Origin of the sequence: Veillonella sp. oral taxon 158, from assembly GCF_018376515.1 — a bacterium.
Lineage (GTDB): Bacteria > Bacillota > Negativicutes > Veillonellales > Veillonellaceae > Veillonella > Veillonella rogosae.
On sequence record NZ_JAHABE010000002.1, the window covers coordinates 142,126 to 162,889 of the forward strand.

A 20,764-nucleotide genomic window follows, 5' to 3' on the forward strand; every position below is an offset into this window, starting at 1 on the left:
ATTTGATTCCATCGCAATATAGAGTCACCTCGCTTATGTATAGTATAACTAAATCTCTAATCTAATAAAAGAAAAGGCTTCAACCAATGCTCGACAAAACGTATTCTGTCGATGATGGATTGAAGCCTTTATTTTATACTATTAGTTACTAAAGTCTGTATCCACAATAGCAAATTGTGTATATTCAGGGCAGCGTTTTTGCATTTCTGCTTTAATTTTTTCTAATGTACCCTGCGGATCTTCTTCGTCAAAGTCAAAGATAATATCATAGTAAATAACTTTCTTTTCTTCTTGTACGTAGAACGCATGTACTTGTACTACATGTGTATATAGACTTACAACTTGGTCGAGAGCTTGTCTTACTTCAAGCACTTCTAAACTTGGTTGGTTTTCAGCATATACGCCAACGGTCATAGCAATACCAAATTTTTTATAAAGATGAACGGCGATACTTTTTGTTAGTGGATGAATATCTGCCATAGTCATCGTATCTGGCACTGTAATATGAACGGATCCAATTGTTTCACCAGGACCGTAGCTATTTAATACTAAATCATATACACCACCCACATTTGGATGTTGAGCGATAGTTTCTTTAATTTCACGAACTAAGTTATCATCTGCACGAACGCCAAGCAAGTGATTATACATTTCTTTTAAAATGTCATAAGCAGCCTTCAAAATTAAAACAGAGATAGCCGCACCTACATAACCTTGAATATCAAAGTCAAAGAAGAATACTAACGCTGCAGATACTAATGTAGCAAAGGTGATCACCGCATCAAAGAGCGCATCTATACCAGATGCTACAAGGGCATCAGATTTGTATTTCTCACCTTGTGCCTTAATATAACGGCCCATCACTACTTTCACCACAATAGCAACGGCGATAATCGCCAAGCTTGGAATATCAAAGGTAGATACCTCAGGGTGAAGAATTTTTTCAATAGATTCCTTGAGGGATCCAATGCCTGCACCAAGAATGATGAAAGCAATGGCCATCGTAGTCATATACTCTATACGACCGTGACCAAATGGATGCTCCTTATCGGCACCCTTAGCTGCTAATTTTGTACCAACGATGGTCAATACAGAGGACAAAACATCTGTTAAGTTGTTTACCGCATCAAGGATGATGGCGATAGAGTTAGACGCAAGGCCTACAATCATTTTAAAGATAACTAGAACGACGTTACCTATAATACCTTTTATACTAGCAAGCGTAATCCCCCGATTACGTGCTGCACTATTATCTTGCAAAATCATATTGAACTACACCTCTTATATTCAATTCACTAAGCTATAAATCGAAGCCTATCGATTTATTTACATTTCTATTATAGCTTATCGATTATCATTTGTCATTATATTTTTTGAAAAATTTCTATAAAATCATTGATTTTACTAAGTTATCAATAATTCTCATTTCTCAATTAGAACATTTGATGTATTGTGACTTCACAATCTATAGTGTAGATCTATTGTTAATAAACTACTATCTAATTATTAATATGTACTATATATTACGCACTTTTTAATACTTACCTAGTGATAACTATTGAAGTAATTAGAGGTAATTATGCGGTAACCGTAATACGCTCGCCTGTGCGCATGTGTGTAAATACAACCTTTTGAGCACGCAATTGGAACGGCTGCCCCGTTGGCTGTGCGCCATATAAGGTATCCCCTACAAGAGGGTGACCTATATGGCTGAAAGCCACACGAATTTGATGTGTTTTTCCTGTGTACAAACGAACTAAAACCTCTGTATATCCACATTCTTGGGAGTTATACACAGATTTGTCCACATTTTGATCACTTTTATCCACATCTGGTAGTTCTATATCCACATTTTTTGATGCTATATCCACAGAATTTTTGGACTTATTCACAGACTTATCCACAGGCTGTGATTGATGTCTACATAGGACGGAATAATCTGTACGAGTCTCTTTTCCCTTAGGATTTACTTCGTAATGAATCCCATCAACACTGCGTTCCATAGATAATACCAAGGAATCCTCATCAGCTTCTATGATGCCTTCCACAGTAGCCATATACCACTTTTCAAAGGTATTATCATCCATTTGCTGTTGATAAAGACTTTGGGCTAATCCACTTTTAGCTATCACAATACAGCCCGTTGTATCTCTATCTAAGCGATTCAAGAAACGTACCTTCCGCTTAATACCATGTTCTTTAAAGTAATACGCCACACCATTGGCAAGGGATACTTGGTCTTTAGAATTTACTGTCACACCAGCCGGCTTATCCACAATGAGGAGATCATCATCTTCATATAAGATATGTAGATTCATTTCAATTGGTTCGTGATCTATTTTTTCCTTCGCCATGGCAATCCAAATCTCGTCACCTTCGGAGATAACATCCTTTGGCGTTGCTTTATGGCCGTTGATGTGGATTAGTTTTTCCTCAAATAACTTTACTAAAGACTTACGAGGATATTTTGAATCTAATACTTCACCTAATGTAACATCCTGTTTTTCACTACGTGCAGCGTCTATATCTGCAGCGGTTACGGTCCACAAAATATCATCGGGACGATGTGTTTTTCTCGCCATTAGTATCTCCTTTCTACGAGCTCATTGTCTCGTGGCATATAGTTCAGTAGCGGGCTTGGTTGAACCGCTCGGCCACGTATATTTGTTTGTTCAAAGGTAATAGTCAACTCTTGCTTAGGGCGCGTTATGGCCACATAGAACAAGCGCTTTTCTTCGTCTTCACGCCCTTCTGCAATGGCAAACGGGCTTGGGAAGGTACCTTCGTTGAGGCCTGCTAGGAATACATGGTCAAACTCGCTCCCCTTTGCTTGGTGAATGGTAATGATAGGAATGCGATCTTCATTTCGTACCTGTTGAGCTGGCTCACCTGCGGTAAGGGCCGCCATCTGCAAGATTTGATTTAATCGAGCTAACCCAGCCGGGCCCTCATAGGTAGCATCAAGTTTTTCCATAATGCGATATAGATCCCGTATATGCTCTACCTTTGCCGCTTCCCCATGGGATTTATAGTATTCTAGAACCCCCATTTGATTCATAATGTACGCCAATAACTTCGTTGGCAATTCCGTATAGGCCTTTCTACGCAACGTCGCCATTTGGGACGCAATATTGGTGAAAGCAGCCTTATACTTATTGATTGCCACCATACGACCAGTCGTTGTAGGCACGATATTTTCTTTCACTGCATAAATTAAAAGCTGTGCAGTGGCCAAGATATCGTCCATCGCATTGTGCGTAGGCTCATGATTGATAGGAAACTCTGATGCTAGGAAGCCCAGTTTATGATTTGGCAAATTAGGATAGAAACGACGGTAAATATCGAGTGTATCGTAGATAGCCTTGAATTCTGGATTACCTAAATTATGGCGTGCCAATTCATTAGTAAAGATGGTCACATCGTAGTTTACATTGTGGCCTACGATAATAGCATTCTTGGAGAATTCCTTAAAGGCTTGTAGCACTATGGCTGGTTCTTCGCCGTGTTCTTGTAAATACGCATCGGAAAAGCCGTGTACCTCTTCGGATTGTCCCACAGGTACGCCTGGGTTGATAAAGCGTTCAAAGGTTTCTAGGACCTGCCCATTTTCATCGATGCGGATGGCCGCAATTTGAATGATACGATCCTGAGACGTATCGGTGCCTGTACTTTCTACATCATACACCACAACCTCATGATTTTCTAAACCACTGACGAGCTTCGCATAAGGCTCGGCTTCAAAGATAGGCATATCCATAAAGTCCGTCAATTTTAAGCCCACTTGCCGCGTCTCAGGGCTTTCAATAGCGGCTATACGCGCGTCACCGATACCAGCAACATAGCGTTTTATAATGCGCTTAGCGCTGACGGAGTCATTCGGGTTCATAAGCAGTTTAAAGTAAGCCATAACGTCTTTAATTTCTTGACGTCTAAAGAATTTAAACTCATCAATGATCATAAAATGACGACGTTCGTCTTCAGGTTTTTCATTGTTGAGGCGTTCAAAAGAGTCGCTCAGTCGTTGCGCCTTTTTATTATCCCGTACTAAAACGCCAATATTGGCATCCTTTGGCAAGGCGCAGATAGCTTCATAGATATATCTGCCCTCAAGATAGCTATTTTTACAGCCTTTTATGAGAACAGGCTTACCCTTTCTTTCACTATTGGCGCGAGGCAATTCAGTATAGATAGAGCCTACAAGATCAGGGAACATATTCTGCAATGTTTTAAACGCCATCGTAAAGAGCGTCCAATTAGAGCGGTAATTTTCGTAAAAAATGATTTTTAAAGGCTTAAAGTCCGCATCAAACTGCTTGAGCAAACGGAATGGATCAGACCCACGCCATTCGTATATGGTTTGGAAATAATCACCACATAATAGGACGTGATTACCTTCCCAAAGCATTTCTAATACCTTGTACTCTAGTACGCCCGTATCTTGCATTTCATCTACAGAAATATAGCTGTAACGACTGCGCCAACGCTCCCGAACGACAGGGTCTTGAAATAGACGATGAACACCACAAATAAGATCCGTAAAATCTAGGCCATGTACGGAGGCTAAGCTTTCATCATAGGCGGCAATCCATTCGTGACCATGGTTCAAGAAGTCATGGAGTTCACTATAAAGAACATTCCCAAAACTAGAGAACTGTTGCTCAATAGCAGGACGCTGTTCCTTTTGCAAACGATCAATAGTCCGTTTATAATCGCCTACGAGATCATCAGAATAAAAGCCATATAAGGAACGATATTCTTTTACCATACCGATGATGTTGGCAAAGGACATTTCTCGCAACTTACCTGGACGATACGGTTCAGACAATTCCTTGCAATCCTCTTCATCAAAGATCGTTACATCCGTATACAAGGTTTCATTGCGCTTACCCTCTTGTTGAAGTACGAAAAAGCAAAAGCTGTGGAATGTACTAACCTCCACAGCCTTTGCAGGACTGCCTACGAGCGATTGAATGCGGTCTTTCATCTCCTTTGCCGCCTTGTTCGTAAAGGTCATGCACAAGATATTCTCCGCCTTCGCATAGCCGCCCTCGATGAGGTGAGCCACTCGATAAGCAAGTGTATTCGTTTTTCCCGTCCCAGCGGACGCTAACAAGAGGATATTCTGTTCAACTTCATCAATAACGCGTTGTTGTTCACGATTGATAAGCATGAGGTCCTCCTATTTTAAAAAGCCGTACCATCCGGCTGCAATGAGCATTGGAATAGGGCCTAGAATTGCTGTTAAAGCCCATACGCCCAAACCAATATCCATAGGAATATTGAGGATATGAACGCATACTAAATACGTCAAAATACCAGTTACTGCATTCATTGCCACTCGTTTAATGGTGAAAAATGCTACTTTGAAAGCAATGTAGGCTACAGCAACGGATACAACCGCCGATATAATCGGTGATGCTAATAAAGCTCCCATATTATCCTTTCATTTCTTGGCGGTTTACTACGGCACCGCCTAATGTTAATTCATCAGCATATTCGATATCGCCACCCACAGGAACACCGCGGGCAATACGCGTTACCTTAATGCCACTTGGGCTTAACAAGCGCGCCAAATAGAGAGCTGTCGCTTCCCCTTCTACGTCTGGGTCAGTAGCGAGGATAACCTCTTGTACGACACCATCACGAAGGCGAGCAATCAATTCTTTTACGCGAATATCGTCAGCACCGATCCCCTCCATAGGGGACAAAGCACCTTCTAATACGTGATATAAGCCCTTATAGTCACCACTGCGCTCGATAGCAATAACATCGCGAGATGTTTCAACGACCATAATCGTCGTTTGATCCCGGTTTGGATTGCTACAGAATTCACAAGGGTCTTGAGCTGATAAGTTAAAGCAAATAGAACAGTGACGCGTAGCCCCCTTCGCTTCTACGATGGTTTCCACGAGACGGTCTACCTCTTCCTTCGGCATTTCTACCAAATGATAGGCCAAGCGTCTAGCCGACTTGGAGCCTATACCCGGCAAGCGGCGCAACTGCTCTACGAGCCGTTCTAAAGCGTTTGTCATTTAGAATAAACCTGTTGGCAAATTAAGACCACCAGTTACTTTGCCCATTTCTTGAGCCAAAAGGTCATCTACTTTTTTGCTAGCTTCGTTGACAGCAGCCATTACTAAATCTTCTAACATTTCCACGTCTTCAGGATCTACTGCAGATGGGTTCAATTTCAAGGACTCGATGATTTTTTCACCGTTCATTACAACTGTTACAGCACCGCCACCAACGGAAGCCTCTACTGTACGAGTTTTTAATTCTTCTTGCATTTTCTTCATATCTGCTTGCATTTTTTGAACTTTTTTCATCATGCCAGCCATATTGCCCATACCTTTACCAAACATTGTAATTCCTCCTTTTAGGATCTACGTCCTATACTAATATTCTAATTGATTTATTCTTCGATGACCTCAACGATGATGTCGTGATCTTCAGATAGTTTCTCTAATGTTTCTGCCAAAAGAGGATTATTTCGCTCCTCTTCCGTCATATTTGCTGGGTTCCATGCATATTCACGAGCAACCGTCACACTATCGATAGGTGCGAGCACTATAGGTGCTTGTGAAAGCATAGCATTACTATCACTGTGTGGGGTTCCCTGTTGCTGTTCGCCCCCATTAGACTTTGGGACAGCTTCTACCTCGATATGTGCACCGCTATCCATAGGGCGTTCTAAGACTTCCCCATCTTCACTGATAACAGTGACGCTGTCTAATGGGTGTGGTGGTATATCATCTAAAGATGATACGTAAGATTCCTCCATATCCTCTACAGGCACATCATCAAAGGAATGAACTGGAATATCAGCACCAGTTGTGGCACTTACAGCAACATCACCCGTCTTCTTCGCTAAGAAGGCTAATGCTGCGGCCTTTGCCGCATCTACCGCTGCGGAATCAGGCTTACTTGGTTGCTCATCAGTTGTAGAGCCAACTTGAGCACTCTTTTCGTTTGCCTCTTGTGCATAGCTAGCGACTTGCGAAGAGGACGAATTTGTTAAGTCCATCTGTGTCGGTTGTGCCCCAGATGTTGTATGTACATCCACCATTGGCTCTTGCGGTCGTTGCGGCGCTTTTACTTGACGCTGCGTCGTACTACCAGAGGCCTTTTTATAGTCTTTGTAAACTTGTGTGAGGGCATCAACGATTTCTACATGTACCGGATAGCCCAGTGTATAGGTGAAAGCATCTGCCGCTTCTGCTAAGTTTACTTCGTTGGTCATTACATTGAGATGCAATGTATTTTTAAAGGCCATAACAGCCTTGCTTTGATCTACGTATACAAGCTGACCTTGTCCAATTACAGTAGAGGTCATATTGCGATTGCTGTCCTTCAAGTATTTAATGACATTGGACTGTACATTGCGATACTCTTGAGCCGACAAGATTTGATCACTAATGATAGCTTGCGTACTAATACCTTTTTTACCACGACCTTTGGCTTGATTTCTAGCAGGTCGTTCTGGTGCACTGCTTGTACTTGGTGGCGTCATACCAATACCGCCCATTGGAGGCGGAGCCATACCCACTCCATTCATAGGAGGTGGTGTGCTACCAGGCGCTCCCAGCGGTGGAGGTGTCATGCCTACATTAGTAGGTGGTGGTGTCACGCCTACGCCACTTGGAGGTGGCACTGTACCAACCGTAGCATTTTGACTATAACTTGATGGAGCATCTGATACAACAGCCACATTATCAACAGGAACAAAGTTATTAGCATAACCACCAGGCGGGCCAAAGGCATTGGCACCGTAAGCAGGTGCAGTTGCGACAGCTGGACCGCGTTGCTCTAATTGAGCCATGCGGTTCAATAAATCGTTGCGTTCAGATCGTTCTGAAGACTCTAATGCATACACACGGTCTTCTAAGCTTTCATCAACAGAGCCTAATTTAGCACAAAGTACTAAAAGGCCCATTTCAATGATAGTTCGTGGATTATCCACCTGTTTTGCATCATTCATGATGGATTGAGCACTGCGCACATATTGATTAAGCTCATTAAAATCGATGCTTTCAGCTTGAGCTAGAAACTCAGCCTTAAAGGCATCATATACCTTGAGCTCGTCCGCATCAGGTGCGACCTTACCAACTAGCAAGGCCCGTACGTGCTGAATGAGGGCTTCCATAATCTGCGTCGCATCACGACCTTCTGCTAAGGCATCGTGGATATAGGACAACAATTTGGGCCCATCCCCGTTGCGCAACGCATCAAGGAAATGAATAATCCATTCCTTACTAACAAGACCGATGAGTTCTTCTACTACTTGCGGCGTAATAGTACCTGTTGCCATACCGGCACATTGGTCTAAGATACTCAACGCATCGCGCAAACCGCCGTCTGCATGAACAGCGATGAGCTGTGCTGCTGCAGGATCTAATCCAAAGCCTTCCTTTTCCGCTACATAGGATAAACGCTGTGCGATATCATCAGACGTAATTCGTCTGAAGGTATAGCGCTGACAACGAGACACAATAGTAACAGGCAATTTTTCAATTTCTGTGGTAGCAAAGATAAACATAACGTGAGCCGGTGGCTCTTCGATAGTTTTTAAAAGCGCATTCCACGCCTCAGTTGTGAGCATGTGGGCTTCGTCGATGATGAACACCTTTTTACGGCCTTCAACAGGCATGAATTTGACGCTTTCACGAAGGGCACGCACCTCATCGATACCACGATTGGATGCGGCGTCAATTTCAAGAACGTCCATGGACTGACCGCTCAAAATCGATTTACAAGCACTACACTCGTTACACGGATGATCCGTTGGCCCATGCTCGCAGTTGATAGCGCGCGCGAAAATCTTGGCCATACTCGTCTTACCAGTCCCTCGCGGACCAGCAAACAAATACGCATGAGCCACCTTATCCTCGCGGATAGCACGCATCAATGTATCCGATACCTGATGCTGACCAACCACATCGGTAAACGTCTGTGGACGATACTTACGATATAACGCAATATATGCCATTGGAACACCCCCTTTTTCCGAAAATTACAATACTTTATTATACCATATTCAGGAAAATCTGACTTCCTTAATAAAGTGCCATGTATTCTAAATTAGACATAAAAAAAGCGGCCCCTCAGGCCGCCTTGCAATATTCGATCACGACAGCCCCCGGGTTCCCCGTGGCACATGAAGGTTACCGCTTAGTGCTGCTACCTCTCAGTCCTGACACGATTCACAGGCCCCCATTGCACGGGCCCGAGAACTGCCATGATCCAATATTGCAATACAAATATTATACACGAAAATGCCTCTATAGTCAAAGCTATAGAGGCATTTCATATGTCTTATCTAAAGGATATTCAGTTAGATTAGAAATTATTTTGCATATTTTTCTTTGAATGCAGCTAATTGTGCTTCTTCCAAGGATAAACCTTGTTCTTTATAGCGTTCAATAGCAGCATGCATTTCTTCATATGCTACAGGTACAACTTTTGTAAATCTATTTACAAAGTTATTCCAGTTTTCAAGGATGTGACGGCCTTTAGCGGAATTAGTGTGCAATACGTGTTGTTCTACTAATTCTTTAATGCGTTTAAGGTCATCATTATTAGCAGGACGTAATTCTACGAGGCCTGTATTTACATAGCGTTCATCACAATCGAGGATATACGCATAGCCACCGGACATACCTGCCGCGAAGTTACGACCAATTTTACCGAGTACAAGAACTTCGCCACCTGTCATGTATTCACAACCATGATCGCCTACACCTTCAACAACAGCAGTAATACCACTATTACGAACGGCGAAACGTTCACCGGCTACACCGTTGATGTAAGATGTACCAGAAGTAGCGCCATAGAAGGCAACGTTACCGATAAGGATATTTTCGTCAGCTTCAAAGATAGAATCTTTAGGAGGATATACAGTGATAGTACCACCGGACAAACCTTTACCGAGGTAATCGTTCGCATCCCCTTCGAGTTCTAATGTCATGCCTTTAGGAATGAAAGCACCGAAGGATTGGCCTGCAGAGCCTTCAAAATTCAACTTGATTGTGTTATCTGGCAAGCCGCTTTCACCATAACGACGAGTCACCTCAGAGCCAACCAAAGTACCTACAACACGGTTAATGTTTGTAATAGCCAATTTAGCGCGAATAGGTTTTTGATCCTCAATAGCAGGACGACACATACGCAAGAGTTTGGACATATCCAATGTGCGTTCCAATTCGTGATCTTGGTCAACAGTGTGCATGTGACCTACAGAGGAGTCGATGTATGGACGGAACAAAACGCGTTTAAGGTCAACGCGAGACAATTTGAAGTTATCGTCTTGAGATTTTTGACGAACGAGGTCGATACGGCCAACGAGTTCAGCTACAGAGCGAATACCTAAGCGAGCCATGATTTCGCGCAACTCACGAGCGATGAAGATCATCAAATTTTCTACATACTCAGGTTTACCTGTAAAGCGGGCACGCAATTTTTCATCTTGTGTAGCTACGCCATAAGGACACGTGTTAAGGTTACATACACGAGCCATTTTACAGCCTACTGCAACGAGTGGCAATGTACCGAAGCCGAACAGCTCAGCACCTAGCATAGCTGCTACTGCTACGTCGAAACCGGTCATCAACTTGGAGTCTACTTCTAATTGAACGCGGTCACGCAATCTGTTGAGCATCAATGTTTGATGCGTTTCGGACAAACCTAATTCCCAAGGCACCCCAGCGTGTTTTACAGACGTACGGCCTGCCGCACCTGTACCACCGTCGTAACCAGAGATCAAGATATTGTCTGCTTTTGCTTTCGCAACGCCAGCAGCGATAGTACCAACGCCAGCTTCAGAGGTTAATTTAACGGAAATACGTGCATCTTTATTGACGCATTTCAAATCGTAAATCAACTCAGCCAAATCTTCGATGGAGTAAATATCGTGATGAGGTGGTGGAGATACGAGCTCAACCCCTGGAGTAGAGTGACGTGCTTTGGCGATTTCAGGGTACACCTTTTTACCTGGCAATTGACCACCTTCACCTGGTTTAGCACCTTGAGCACATTTAATTTGCAATTCTTTTGCGTGGATGAGGTAGTTCGCAGTTACACCAAAACGACCAGAGGCGATCTGTTTTACTTCGGAGTTTAGGCTATCGCCGTTTGGCAATGGTTTGAAGCGAGCTACATCTTCGCCGCCTTCACCAGAGTTAGATGTAGAGCCGAGGCGGTTCATAGCGATAGCAATCGCTTCATGCGCCTCTTTACTGATGGCACCATAACTCATAGCACCCGCTTTAAAGCGTTTTACGATAGATTCTTCAGATTCAACCTCTTCAATAGGAATGCCGCCACCTACTGGGTAGTTCAATTCCATCAAGGAACGCAATGTAACGTGGTAATCATTGCGAATAGCTTTAGAATACTCTTTATATTTAGCATAGTCGCCATTGATAAGGGATTCTTGTAACAAATCAATCGTCTTAGGGTTAAACAAATGCTCTTCCCCGTCTTTTACAGGACCATACCAACCGCCTGGTTCGAGTACAGTTTCGTCGGATTTGAAAGCACGTTCATAACGAGCTAATGCTTCGTGTGCTACACCACCAAGACCGATACCACCGATACGTGTTGGCGTATTTACGAAGAACTTGTTGATGAAGTTAGTATTCAAGCCCAAAGCTTCAAAGATTTGTGCGCCATGGTAGGAGCGAACTGTGGAAATCCCCATTTTGGACATAACCTTCATGATGCCGCCTACAGCTGCTTTGATGTAGTTCTTTTCTGCTTCTTCAACCGTAATATCGCCCAGGCGTTTACGAGCTTGTAAATCGCGTACTGTTTCAAGTGCTAAGTATGGGTTGATAGCTGTTACACCATAACCAATTAATGTACAGAAGTGATGAACTTCGCGTGGCTCACCAGATTCGAGAATAAGACCGATTTCTGTGCGCAGCACTTTATTGATCAAGTGATTATGAACAGCCGCTACAGCCAACAATGCTGGAATTGGTGCATGATTTTCATCGACGCCACGGTCGGATAAAATCAATACATTTTGTTCTGTACGTGCTGCCTCTTCTGCTTTTTCACATAATTCATTTAATGCATCACGCAAGCCTTCAGCGCCCTTACTTGGATCGAAGAGGATTGGCAATGTAACGGATTTCATGCGACGGCAGTCAAGAGCCTTGATAGATGCCAACTCTTGGTTTGTAAGAATTGGTGTACGCATGGATAACGCATAAGTACCGGCTTTGTTTGGATCTGTTAAGTTACCAGAGTTACCAAGCATAACGCGCGTAGATGTAACCATTTCCTCCCGAATGGAGTCGATTGGAGGATTTGTTACTTGGGCGAACATTTGCTTGAAGTAGCTATATAACAACTGTGGTTTATCGGACAAGATAGCAAGTGGAGCATCGGCACCCATAGCGCCTACAGGATCTTTACCATCCTTTGCCATAGGTACGATCATACGCACAAGATCTTCTTGAGTATAACCAAAGGCTTGTTGCTTTTTGAACAAATCTTCTACTTTTGGAATATCGCTTTCATCAGCTTGCGTAATTTCAGACAAGTGGATAACATGTTCTTTTACCCATTCATCATATGGCAAATCAGTGGCAACGCGTTGCTTGATTTCCTCGTCAGAGATAATACGTTGTTCCTCTGTATCGATGAGTAGCATTTTGCCTGGTTCTAGACGACCTTTAGCGCGAATATTTTCAGCATTTTCGTTTACTACACCCACCTCAGAGGCCATGATAACGCGGTCATCAGTCGTTACATAATAACGAGCAGGACGCAAACCATTACGGTCAAGTACGCCACCGATAACAGTACCATCAGTGAAGCCCATAGCCGCAGGCCCATCCCATGGTTCCATCATGAAGCTATTGAACTCATAGAAGTCATGTTTTTCTTGACTCATGAGATTATTGCGCTCCCAAGGTTCAGGAATCATCATCATAATCGCATGAGGCAAGGAACGACCTGTCATGTGCAAGAATTCCAAAGTGTTGTCGAACATAGCGGAGTCAGAACCGCTGTCATCTACTACAGGGAATACTTTTTTAATATCTGGGAATAATGGAGATTCTGCTTTACCTTCACGAGCATTGATCCAGTTTACGTTACCGCGGATAGTGTTGATTTCACCATTATGCACTAAGAAACGGTTAGGATGCGCCCGAGCCCAACTTGGGAATGTATTCGTACTGAAACGGGAATGAACCATAGCCAATGCAGATGTAAAATCAAGGTCGCTCAAATCAAGGTAGAAGTCACGCAATTGACCAGGTGTTAACATACCTTTATATACGATTGTTTTAGATGACAAAGATGCGATATAAAAATCGCTAGATAATTCCTTGCTCAACGGAATGATGCGTTTTTCCGCCAATTTACGGATGATGTACAATTTACGTTCGAATTCTTTATTATTCGTTACATCTGGACCTTTACCGATGAGGATTTGAATCATCCAAGGGCGAATGGCAGCCGCCTCTTGACCAACCTTTGTACCATCAACTGGTACTTCACGCCAGCCGAGAACAACTTGGCCTTCTTCGCGAACAACCTCTTCAAAAATGCGTTTTTGCTCGTTACGGAGACTTTCATATTTATGGGCAAAGACCATACCTACACCGTAATCACCAACGGAAGGCAAGTTAATGCCAAGCACTTCGCATTCGCGCTTAAAGAACTCATGTGGAATTTGTACCAAAATACCGGCACCATCCCCTGTGTCCTTATCGGCGCCTGCACCACCACGGTGCTCAAGACGCTCTAAAATACGCAAACCGTCATCGATAATATCATGGGATTTTTTACCTTTAATATTAACGACAAAGCCCATGCCGCACGCATCCTTTTCAAATTGGCTACTGTACATACCATTGGCTTCGAGTCTAGCTTGATCTAGACGTTGTTGCTCGATTGTGCTCTGATTCATATCCATAACATGCACTCCTTCATATCACTTGATCATCCCAAGCGCTGCGGCATCGTTCCGTTCGGGCTTGGTGAAAGTATAACTAACAAACTATTTCATAATAAAATCATAAACTTTATAGTCTATAGAATTTTATGTCTACGCATAGTATACACCTGTCCTCTGTGAATTGAAAATATAAAAAAAACATAGTCTATGCTTTTGATGCATAGACTATGCATTTTTATCACTATTGTTTTTTGTATACACGGATACAGCCAAAATTAACAGTCCTTATTCTCGACCAAAGTTCTCTCCTGCTTCACAAGTGACCGTAATCGCTTCGTCCATTCCATAAGGCACAAAGGTTAATTCCGATGCATGCAAGCATTGACGTGTATAAGGTTTGTTACGTGTGCCATACATAGCGTCGCCAACGATAGGATATCCAATGTGCTCCATGTGTACACGAATTTGATGAGTTCGACCTGTGAGCAATTTAAATCGCAGTAAAGTATGATCCCCATCATGACGAAGAACGGTATATTCCGTTTGTGCCGGTTGACCAAATTCATCGATGACACGGCGATTATCAAATACTGGATCAACACCAATAGGTTCATCAACTACGCCATCTTCGTTAATACAGCCTTCTACTAAGCCTGTGTAGATACGGTCGATACGACCAGCTTGTAATTCATCAGTGTAATATTGCTGAGCTTCCTTTGTTTTACCAAAGAGAATACAACCAGATGTGTCGCGGTCAAGGCGATGCACAGGGCGCACCTTATGAACTACGCCCTTTTTCGCATAATAACCTGCCACATAGTTGCTCAATGTACAAGACTTTGTTTGGCCTGCTGGATGAACGAGCATAAAAGGATCCTTATTAACCACCAAGGTATGAGCATCTTCGTAGAGAACGGTAATAGGCCCCTTTTCTACATCTACGCCATAATCCTTATCTTGTGGCAGTTCCAATGTTAAGATATCACCTTTTTTGAGGGAACGCTGAGAATGGGCTACACGGCTATTTACTTTTACCCGTTTCTTACGGAACATCATTTGAATATCCCGAGAGGATAGAGAAAACCGTTCCTTTACATATTTAGAGACCGTTAATTCTGTCGGTTCTTTTACCGTATACGTTTTCCAGCTCATATTACCACCACTCGTTAATATATGTTTTTTGTTCAGGATAGAGGATATCGAAATAATCTAACCATTCTTCCCCGACTGAAAGTTTACCTTCAAAGGCAAGATCCCGTGCTGTTAATGTGCCCATCAAAAGTTGGCTCAAAGCGCCCACTTCAACAGTAAGATCTACTTCACCTTCAAGCGTATCAGATACTTTCTTAACAGTTGGCGTCAATGCACCGCCATATTGTACTTCGTAGCGACCTTCATTCCATGCACAAAGGCTATCTTTAACGCCAAAGGTCAAAGTAATAGGCATCATCAACGCCTCTGGATTTACAGGAATCGCTTCAAGAGCCGCTTTCACATCGACAATACGACTCATCATATACGGCATAGTGGCATGTCCACTTCTACCATCTGGATAGAAACGATAGTATGTATCGTGAAGACCTTCATTCCAACGGATAGAAGTGCCTTGGGAGCGATGATTATAGAAGTAATTGAGCAATGCCCGTTGTGCACGGCGTGTAGTATACACCAATTCAGAAACAGGGATTTCAGGTTGGCCTAAACGATATACAGCATACCCTTCGATAATACTTTCATCATTGCGCACAACAGCGATGTTTACACCTTCTGCAAAGAAGCTGCCAAGCAAGCGTTTCCATTCTTTTTCACCGCGCTCTGCATAACCAGATAAACGCGCTGTATACGCTTTATATACTGGATCTAGCAATGTCCATTGGTCTACGCTATTAAGCAAGCCAAAGCTCAAAGATTTATCCGTCATAGGGCGCAAGTCTTCAAGAGACATGGTGTTCACCCATTGATGAGCATAGAGTTCCCAACCATATTGTTGGTAAAAAGCCGCTTTAGAGGGCATCAAAATCGTCATGGCTTGACCGCGCTTACGAAGTTCCTCTAATGTAGCAGTCAACAACGCACCACCTACACCACCACGGCGTGCTGCCGGATGTGTAGCAACACCTACCATATAACTTGTAGGCAGTACGGCACCGCGTACATTAAGATTATATTGACGCAAATGAACTGTACTTAACAACTGGTCTTGTTCTAGACCAACCATTGTATGTTCTGGTTCATAGCAATTTGTAAAATAATATTGGAAGAATGGATCTTCCTTAGGTTCAAAGCAGTACGCCCATAGATTTTCCACATGTGGCGTATCTTGAGCCGTTGCAATTCTAAATTCCATAATTATGTCCTCGTTATATCATAAAGGCCTCTATCTATCGCATCGCATCGCATCGCATCGCATCGCATCGCATCGCCATGATGATACGCAATTTACATACAAATAGATAGGCTAACACTTCTATTATAACAAAATGAGCTATGAAGCACATCGACTTCATAGCTCAAATTTTTATTTACCGCCTGTCGCATTATCTGCTTCGTTAGCATATACTGCGTCATATTTTTCAGCAAAGTGATCTGGGTTGTAAGATTCCTTTGCTTGACGAAGGCCAGGTAATCCCATATCTTCTTCACGGTTGATGAATTCGACTTCGCTAAATTCATGACGAATGAATTCATTATTAATCGCTTGGTACAAACCGCGAATATCTGGATTTGCTTTTTCAATATGAATCAAAGCAATTCTATCATTTAAGATTTCACCAATACTGAAAGCTTCCACACGGCCAAACAATTTAATGGCGCCGCCTTTAAGGCCTAGTGCGTCCCAGTTATCGAACAACAAATTGATTGCTACTAATTCGTCTTCGATACCTTCTTCGTGGTGAGTCTCAACCCAAGATGCTGCTGTTTCGCGACATAATGGAATGATATCTTCCGTAATTGGCAAGTACTCATAATTGGAATATTGCATGCGGAATTGGTTCAAATGGTTTTTCTTTTGACGGAATTTCTTACCGGACAAATTGATAAGATCTTCAGACTTGTAAATGTATTCGTAGTTATCGCGGTCAGGGGTGAACTCATAGCGACCAGGACAAAGGTCTTCCATACGCTCTTTAACAGCTTTGCTAACACCTTTAAAACGGAATGGCAATTTATTTTCTACGAACCATTCTTTAGCGCGCAATAAACCATCAAGGAATTTTGCATCTTTACCAGCAAACGGAGGCAATAGGAATGGTTCACGCTTACCGCCACCTTGAATGTACAACACGCCATTTTCTTCAGCCCAACGGATACCGTACGGATCTTGCCACATGAACAATGTAGTGAAACAGTTATCAGATGCTTCATAATGATGTTGTTCAAAATACCTATCGATTAATGGTTTGTCTCTTAATTCAAAACGTTTAAATTCTAAAATAATAATCCCTCCTATCAGATTCCTCTTACGAGGTTGCTTTCACAGTGTGTGAAAGTTTTCTTGCCATCATGCATTAAACATATATTAAAACTTTAATATAGAACCTTACGGTTCGTAATTACAATTTTACAGATTCGCCTAACACAAAGGTTCCATCAGTTGTGATAACCTTGTCACCTGCGTTTAGACCAGAAATAATAGCTACTTCATCACCTTCTGTGATGCCTACCTCTACGACGCGTACGTCCACTGTATTATTTTCAGTCAATACATAGACATATTTGCCGTCAGAATTTTCACGAACCGCCTTAGACGGTACGGTCAACATTTTTGCTTTCACGTTAGATTCTATAACGAGTGTATAGAATTCGCCAGCCTTAATGAGGCCTTTGTCATTGTTGAAAGTTGCTTTCACCAATACGCTAGGCACAGTTTCAGGTTGCGTAATATCTACATAAGTTAATTCACCTGGTAATTCTTGTTCAGCCACCTTGAGGAGCACTTTCATGCCATTTTTTGCCTCCGGTGTGCCGAGTTTCATCGCCGCATCACGAGGGATGCTGAGAGATGCTACCATCGGTGTGGTTTGTTGTATCATCATAAACGGACGATCTGCAATCGCCATTTGACGGTCTTCGTTATAAATAGCCGTCACCGTACCTGCTATAGGAGCTACAATTGTGGATGCAGCCATTTGTGCCGATACTTGAGCGATTTGTGCTTCGATGGCTGCTACATTAGCGCCACCGCCACCACCGCCAGTTGTTACTGTCGTAGTTTGAGGTTGAGATCGTTCCACAATGCGATCATATTCTTTTTGTGTAATCATGCCCGCTTCGCGCATTTTCTGTGCCTGTGCTAATTGAGCACTATCTACGGACGGCGCCGTCGTAGTCGTCACAGATGTCGCATATGATTGCGATTGAGCTTGCGCTAACTGACCTTGTAAGGATGCCAGCTGTTGTTGTAAAGCCGCTGTATCTACAGTTGCCAAGGTTTGGCCTTGCTGTACTTGGTCGCCTACTTTCACAGCATATACGACCTGCCCTGTTAAGGTCGGCGTTACTGTCGCCTTGTTAAGGGCTGTTACATTGGCATCATTATGTATCTGCAACGGCATATCCTTGTATGTTACGTCAGTAACGGATACGATTTTTGTACCGCAACCGGCAATGGCCAGCACCATTATCATAACACTAAGCATAGCAATTACAGAACATAAACGATTGATTTTCATTCTGTCACTTCCTATCATATTGATTTTTATCAATACCTTAGTATATCATAAAATCAATTAGAATTGTATGAAAGCTAATTTCTTTAATTTATGGATATAACGGAGGTTCTCATGGAAGAACGGATGGACTTTAGAATATTAAACAACGGCAGCTTTATTCCTTCTATCGGTTATGGCACTTATAAAACAGGCTCCGAAGGAGAAACGGAGCAAGCCGTTGCTAATGCGCTTGGCGTAGGTTACCGCTTGCTCGATACAGCCGCTTACTACGGCAATGAAGAAGCAGTTGGTCGAGGTATCAAAGCATCTGGCGTTAATCGTACAGATATCATTATTACTACAAAAATTTGGCACACCGATGCAGGCTATGATAATACGATGCGCGCTGTTGAAAGCTCTCTAAAAAAATTAGACACTAATTATATCGACATCATGCTCGTACACCAACCTTTGGGCGATTACTACGGCTCATGGCGTGCTATGGAGGAGTTATACGACCAAAACGTATTGCGTGGTCTAGGTCTCTCTAACTTTTACGAAGATCGCCTCATCGACTTGCTATACCACTGTAATGTAAAACCTGTGGTGAACCAAATCGAGTGCCACCCGTTTAACCAACGTCAGTCCTTATTACAATTAATGCGTAAACATCAAGTAGTAGGCATGGCGTGGTCTCCATTTACTCGTGATCGCCAACCGATTTTCGACCACCCGATCATTAAAAGCTTGGCTGAAAAATACGGTGTCACAAAACACCAAATCATCTTACGTTGGCATATCCAACGAGGCATCATTCCATTGCCAAAGGCAAATACCGTAAGCCATATGGAAGCTAACTTTGATGTATTCGACTTCAAGCTTACTAACATCGACATGGACGTTATGGAATTATTAGATCAACAAGACTTCTTGGAAGATCACCACACCGCACCAGGTCTAGAAAGATTATTACAACTAAGATAAAAAAGAAAACCACTTATATCTCTGCCTAAAAAGGTTAGATATAAGTGGTTTATTTTATTGTAATTTATTTAGTCACATTAAAGACGGCTTGTATAAGTATCATATACACTACAGTGCCTGCCCCAATAGACATGAACATATTTCGCTTCCATAGGTGCATGCCAACGGTTACTAATAAAGCAATAAGTTCTGGAATGCCATAAGGATAGGAAAGCACAATTGTATCTTTAAAGGTATATACAACAAGCATACCCATAACAGCTGCAGGCAATGCCTTACCTAAATACTGTACAAAATCTGGTGCCTTTTTACCAGGTGGAAAAATAAGAAAAGCGGAGAAACGTGTAAGTAATGTAGCTGCTACGACAATAGCTACGGTAATGACCATTTCAAAACTAGTCAAGATGTACACCTCCCCACTTATACGCAATATAACATACTATGAGCATACACCCCATAGAGGCAAGCATAAACAAGGATTTTCCCGTCAACAGAAGCATGGCTAGGGCTACAACTGCTCCAACAGCACCAAAGCCTCGAATATTATTACTCTTAGCATTAAATAACATTTCAAGGAATATAACAATAAATAAGCCAGGTAATACAAAACCAATACCACGCAAATCTACAGATGCTAATAAATCACCAAACAATCCCCCTACAAAGGTACTCACCACCCAAAAGGTATAATTAAGCCACGATACATGGAAGTAGAACCATTTTTCATCCACATCATCGGGCAACTTCGTAGATACATTAATTGCAAAGCTTTCGTCACACATCCAGGCAACGGTAGGAAACCATTTCCACCCCATATTCACATATCTCTGTAATGCAGATAAACCATAGAAAAAATGGCGTCCATTAACAAATAAAGTCAGCATAAAAGCATTTACAGGATCAAAGCCTGCCATCAGTAGCCCAATAGTTACGAACTCCATAGAGCCTGCAAAAATTGTACTAGCCAAAACAGGGGCTGTCCACCAAGGCAATCCCTGACTGGTAGCATACAAGCCAAAACCTAATCCAAGGAAGAAGAAGCTGAGCCCCATAGGAATCATAATAGGAAGCGCAAAAGAAAAGGCACTTCGATGTTTTATTTCACTCAAAGGATTTTCTCCTTTCGAAATCATACATTATATATTATGTAAACGATAGTCAAAACTAATCTTAGTCCTCTTCTAGACGATAAAACTAATTTGAACAACAATAAAAGACA

15 protein-coding genes and 1 other RNA gene are annotated in these 20,764 nt (G+C 42.5%); 1 reads left to right on the forward strand and 15 read right to left on the reverse strand.

Going from position 1 to position 20,764, the window contains the following annotated elements; translation table 11 throughout:
• Positions 1-141: 141 nt before the first annotated feature.
• The 13 genes from KH364_RS01860 to KH364_RS01920 all read right to left on the reverse strand — a co-directional run bounded on the left by KH364_RS01860 (position 142) and on the right by KH364_RS01920 (position 18,582).
• Positions 142-1,266 carry a cation diffusion facilitator family transporter gene (locus KH364_RS01860; protein WP_273298232.1) on the reverse strand — a complete coding sequence of 375 codons (1,125 nt, stop codon included), beginning with the start codon at positions 1,264-1,266 and terminating at the stop codon, positions 142-144.
• Between the two features lie 311 nt (positions 1,267-1,577).
• Entirely contained in the window at positions 1,578-2,582 is a 1,005-nt protein-coding gene (locus tag KH364_RS01865) for an RluA family pseudouridine synthase (RefSeq protein ID WP_273298234.1), read from the reverse strand.
• The gene (locus tag KH364_RS01870) at positions 2,582-5,170 is read right to left on the reverse strand and encodes a 3'-5' exonuclease (RefSeq protein ID WP_273298236.1); all 2,589 of its coding nucleotides are present in this window, start codon (positions 5,168-5,170) and stop codon (positions 2,582-2,584) included. Before KH364_RS01870 ends, KH364_RS01865 begins: the two co-directional genes overlap by 1 nt.
• 9 nt (positions 5,171-5,179) lie before the next feature.
• A complete protein-coding gene (locus KH364_RS01875; protein ID WP_005385224.1) occupies positions 5,180-5,434 on the reverse strand; it encodes a hypothetical protein in 255 nt (84 codons plus the stop codon).
• A gap of 1 nt (position 5,435) precedes the next feature.
• Positions 5,436-6,032 (reverse strand): recombination mediator RecR, encoded by a 597-nt coding sequence (gene recR, locus KH364_RS01880; RefSeq protein ID WP_004694915.1) that lies wholly within the window; start codon positions 6,030-6,032, stop codon positions 5,436-5,438.
• Positions 6,033-6,362: a YbaB/EbfC family nucleoid-associated protein gene (locus KH364_RS01885; protein ID WP_005385221.1), complete on the reverse strand. Its 330-nt coding sequence runs from the start codon at positions 6,360-6,362 to the stop codon at positions 6,033-6,035. It abuts the gene before it with no gap.
• 50 nt (positions 6,363-6,412) lie between these two features.
• Positions 6,413-8,986, reverse strand: a complete 2,574-nt coding sequence (gene dnaX, locus KH364_RS01890) for a DNA polymerase III subunit gamma/tau (RefSeq protein WP_273298242.1) — start codon at positions 8,984-8,986, stop codon at positions 6,413-6,415.
• A 144-nt stretch (positions 8,987-9,130) separates the two neighbouring features.
• Positions 9,131-9,230: signal recognition particle sRNA small type (ffs, locus tag KH364_RS01895), an RNA gene on the reverse strand.
• A gap of 113 nt (positions 9,231-9,343) precedes the next feature.
• Positions 9,344-13,927, reverse strand: coding sequence for a glutamate synthase large subunit (gene gltB, locus KH364_RS01900; protein WP_273298244.1), 4,584 nt, complete (start codon positions 13,925-13,927; stop codon positions 9,344-9,346).
• 267 nt (positions 13,928-14,194) lie between these two features.
• Positions 14,195-15,061, reverse strand: a complete 867-nt coding sequence (locus KH364_RS01905; RefSeq protein WP_273298246.1) for an RluA family pseudouridine synthase — start codon at positions 15,059-15,061, stop codon at positions 14,195-14,197.
• Between the two features lies 1 nt (position 15,062).
• On the reverse strand, positions 15,063-16,256 hold the full coding sequence (locus KH364_RS01910) for a GNAT family N-acetyltransferase (protein ID WP_273298248.1): 1,194 nt from the start codon (positions 16,254-16,256) through the stop codon (positions 15,063-15,065).
• A gap of 171 nt (positions 16,257-16,427) precedes the next feature.
• Positions 16,428-17,363 (reverse strand): phosphatidylglycerol lysyltransferase domain-containing protein, encoded by a 936-nt coding sequence (locus KH364_RS01915; RefSeq protein WP_273298381.1) that lies wholly within the window; start codon positions 17,361-17,363, stop codon positions 16,428-16,430.
• Between the two features lie 100 nt (positions 17,364-17,463).
• Positions 17,464-18,582 (reverse strand): efflux RND transporter periplasmic adaptor subunit, encoded by a 1,119-nt coding sequence (locus tag KH364_RS01920; RefSeq protein WP_273298249.1) that lies wholly within the window; start codon positions 18,580-18,582, stop codon positions 17,464-17,466.
• Between the two features lie 111 nt (positions 18,583-18,693).
• Here KH364_RS01920 and KH364_RS01925 point away from each other — a divergent pair, with 111 nt between their 5' ends.
• Positions 18,694-19,545 (forward strand): aldo/keto reductase, encoded by an 852-nt coding sequence (locus KH364_RS01925; RefSeq protein ID WP_105098164.1) that lies wholly within the window; start codon positions 18,694-18,696, stop codon positions 19,543-19,545.
• A 64-nt stretch (positions 19,546-19,609) separates the two neighbouring features.
• On the opposite strand, the gene KH364_RS01930 is transcribed toward KH364_RS01925, so the two are convergent.
• Together KH364_RS01930 and KH364_RS01935 are read right to left on the reverse strand one after the other, a co-directional pair.
• Positions 19,610-19,948 (reverse strand): branched-chain amino acid transporter permease, encoded by a 339-nt coding sequence (locus KH364_RS01930; protein WP_273298252.1) that lies wholly within the window; start codon positions 19,946-19,948, stop codon positions 19,610-19,612.
• Positions 19,941-20,606 (reverse strand): AzlC family ABC transporter permease, encoded by a 666-nt coding sequence (locus KH364_RS01935; protein WP_043006232.1) that lies wholly within the window; start codon positions 20,604-20,606, stop codon positions 19,941-19,943. The genes KH364_RS01930 and KH364_RS01935 overlap by 8 nt, the downstream gene beginning before the upstream one ends.
• Between the last annotated feature and the right edge of the window lie 158 nt (positions 20,607-20,764).

Coding starts and splice junctions, on each gene's coding strand:
- KH364_RS01860 (WP_273298232.1), bottom strand. CDS start 1,266: ATGATTTTGCAAGATAATAGTGCAGCACGTAATCGGGGGATTACGCTT.
- KH364_RS01865 (WP_273298234.1), bottom strand. CDS start 2,582: ATGGCGAGAAAAACACATCGTCCCGATGATATTTTGTGGACCGTAACC.
- KH364_RS01870 (WP_273298236.1), bottom strand. CDS start 5,170: ATGCTTATCAATCGTGAACAACAACGCGTTATTGATGAAGTTGAACAG.
- KH364_RS01875 (WP_005385224.1), bottom strand. CDS start 5,434: ATGGGAGCTTTATTAGCATCACCGATTATATCGGCGGTTGTATCCGTT.
- recR (WP_004694915.1), bottom strand. CDS start 6,032: ATGACAAACGCTTTAGAACGGCTCGTAGAGCAGTTGCGCCGCTTGCCG.
- KH364_RS01885 (WP_005385221.1), bottom strand. CDS start 6,362: ATGTTTGGTAAAGGTATGGGCAATATGGCTGGCATGATGAAAAAAGTT.
- dnaX (WP_273298242.1), bottom strand. CDS start 8,986: ATGGCATATATTGCGTTATATCGTAAGTATCGTCCACAGACGTTTACC.
- gltB (WP_273298244.1), bottom strand. CDS start 13,927: ATGGATATGAATCAGAGCACAATCGAGCAACAACGTCTAGATCAAGCT.
- KH364_RS01905 (WP_273298246.1), bottom strand. CDS start 15,061: ATGAGCTGGAAAACGTATACGGTAAAAGAACCGACAGAATTAACGGTC.
- KH364_RS01910 (WP_273298248.1), bottom strand. CDS start 16,256: ATGGAATTTAGAATTGCAACGGCTCAAGATACGCCACATGTGGAAAAT.
- KH364_RS01920 (WP_273298249.1), bottom strand. CDS start 18,582: ATGAAAATCAATCGTTTATGTTCTGTAATTGCTATGCTTAGTGTTATG.
- KH364_RS01925 (WP_105098164.1), top strand. CDS start 18,694: ATGGAAGAACGGATGGACTTTAGAATATTAAACAACGGCAGCTTTATT.
- KH364_RS01935 (WP_043006232.1), bottom strand. CDS start 20,606: ATGATTCCTATGGGGCTCAGCTTCTTCTTCCTTGGATTAGGTTTTGGC.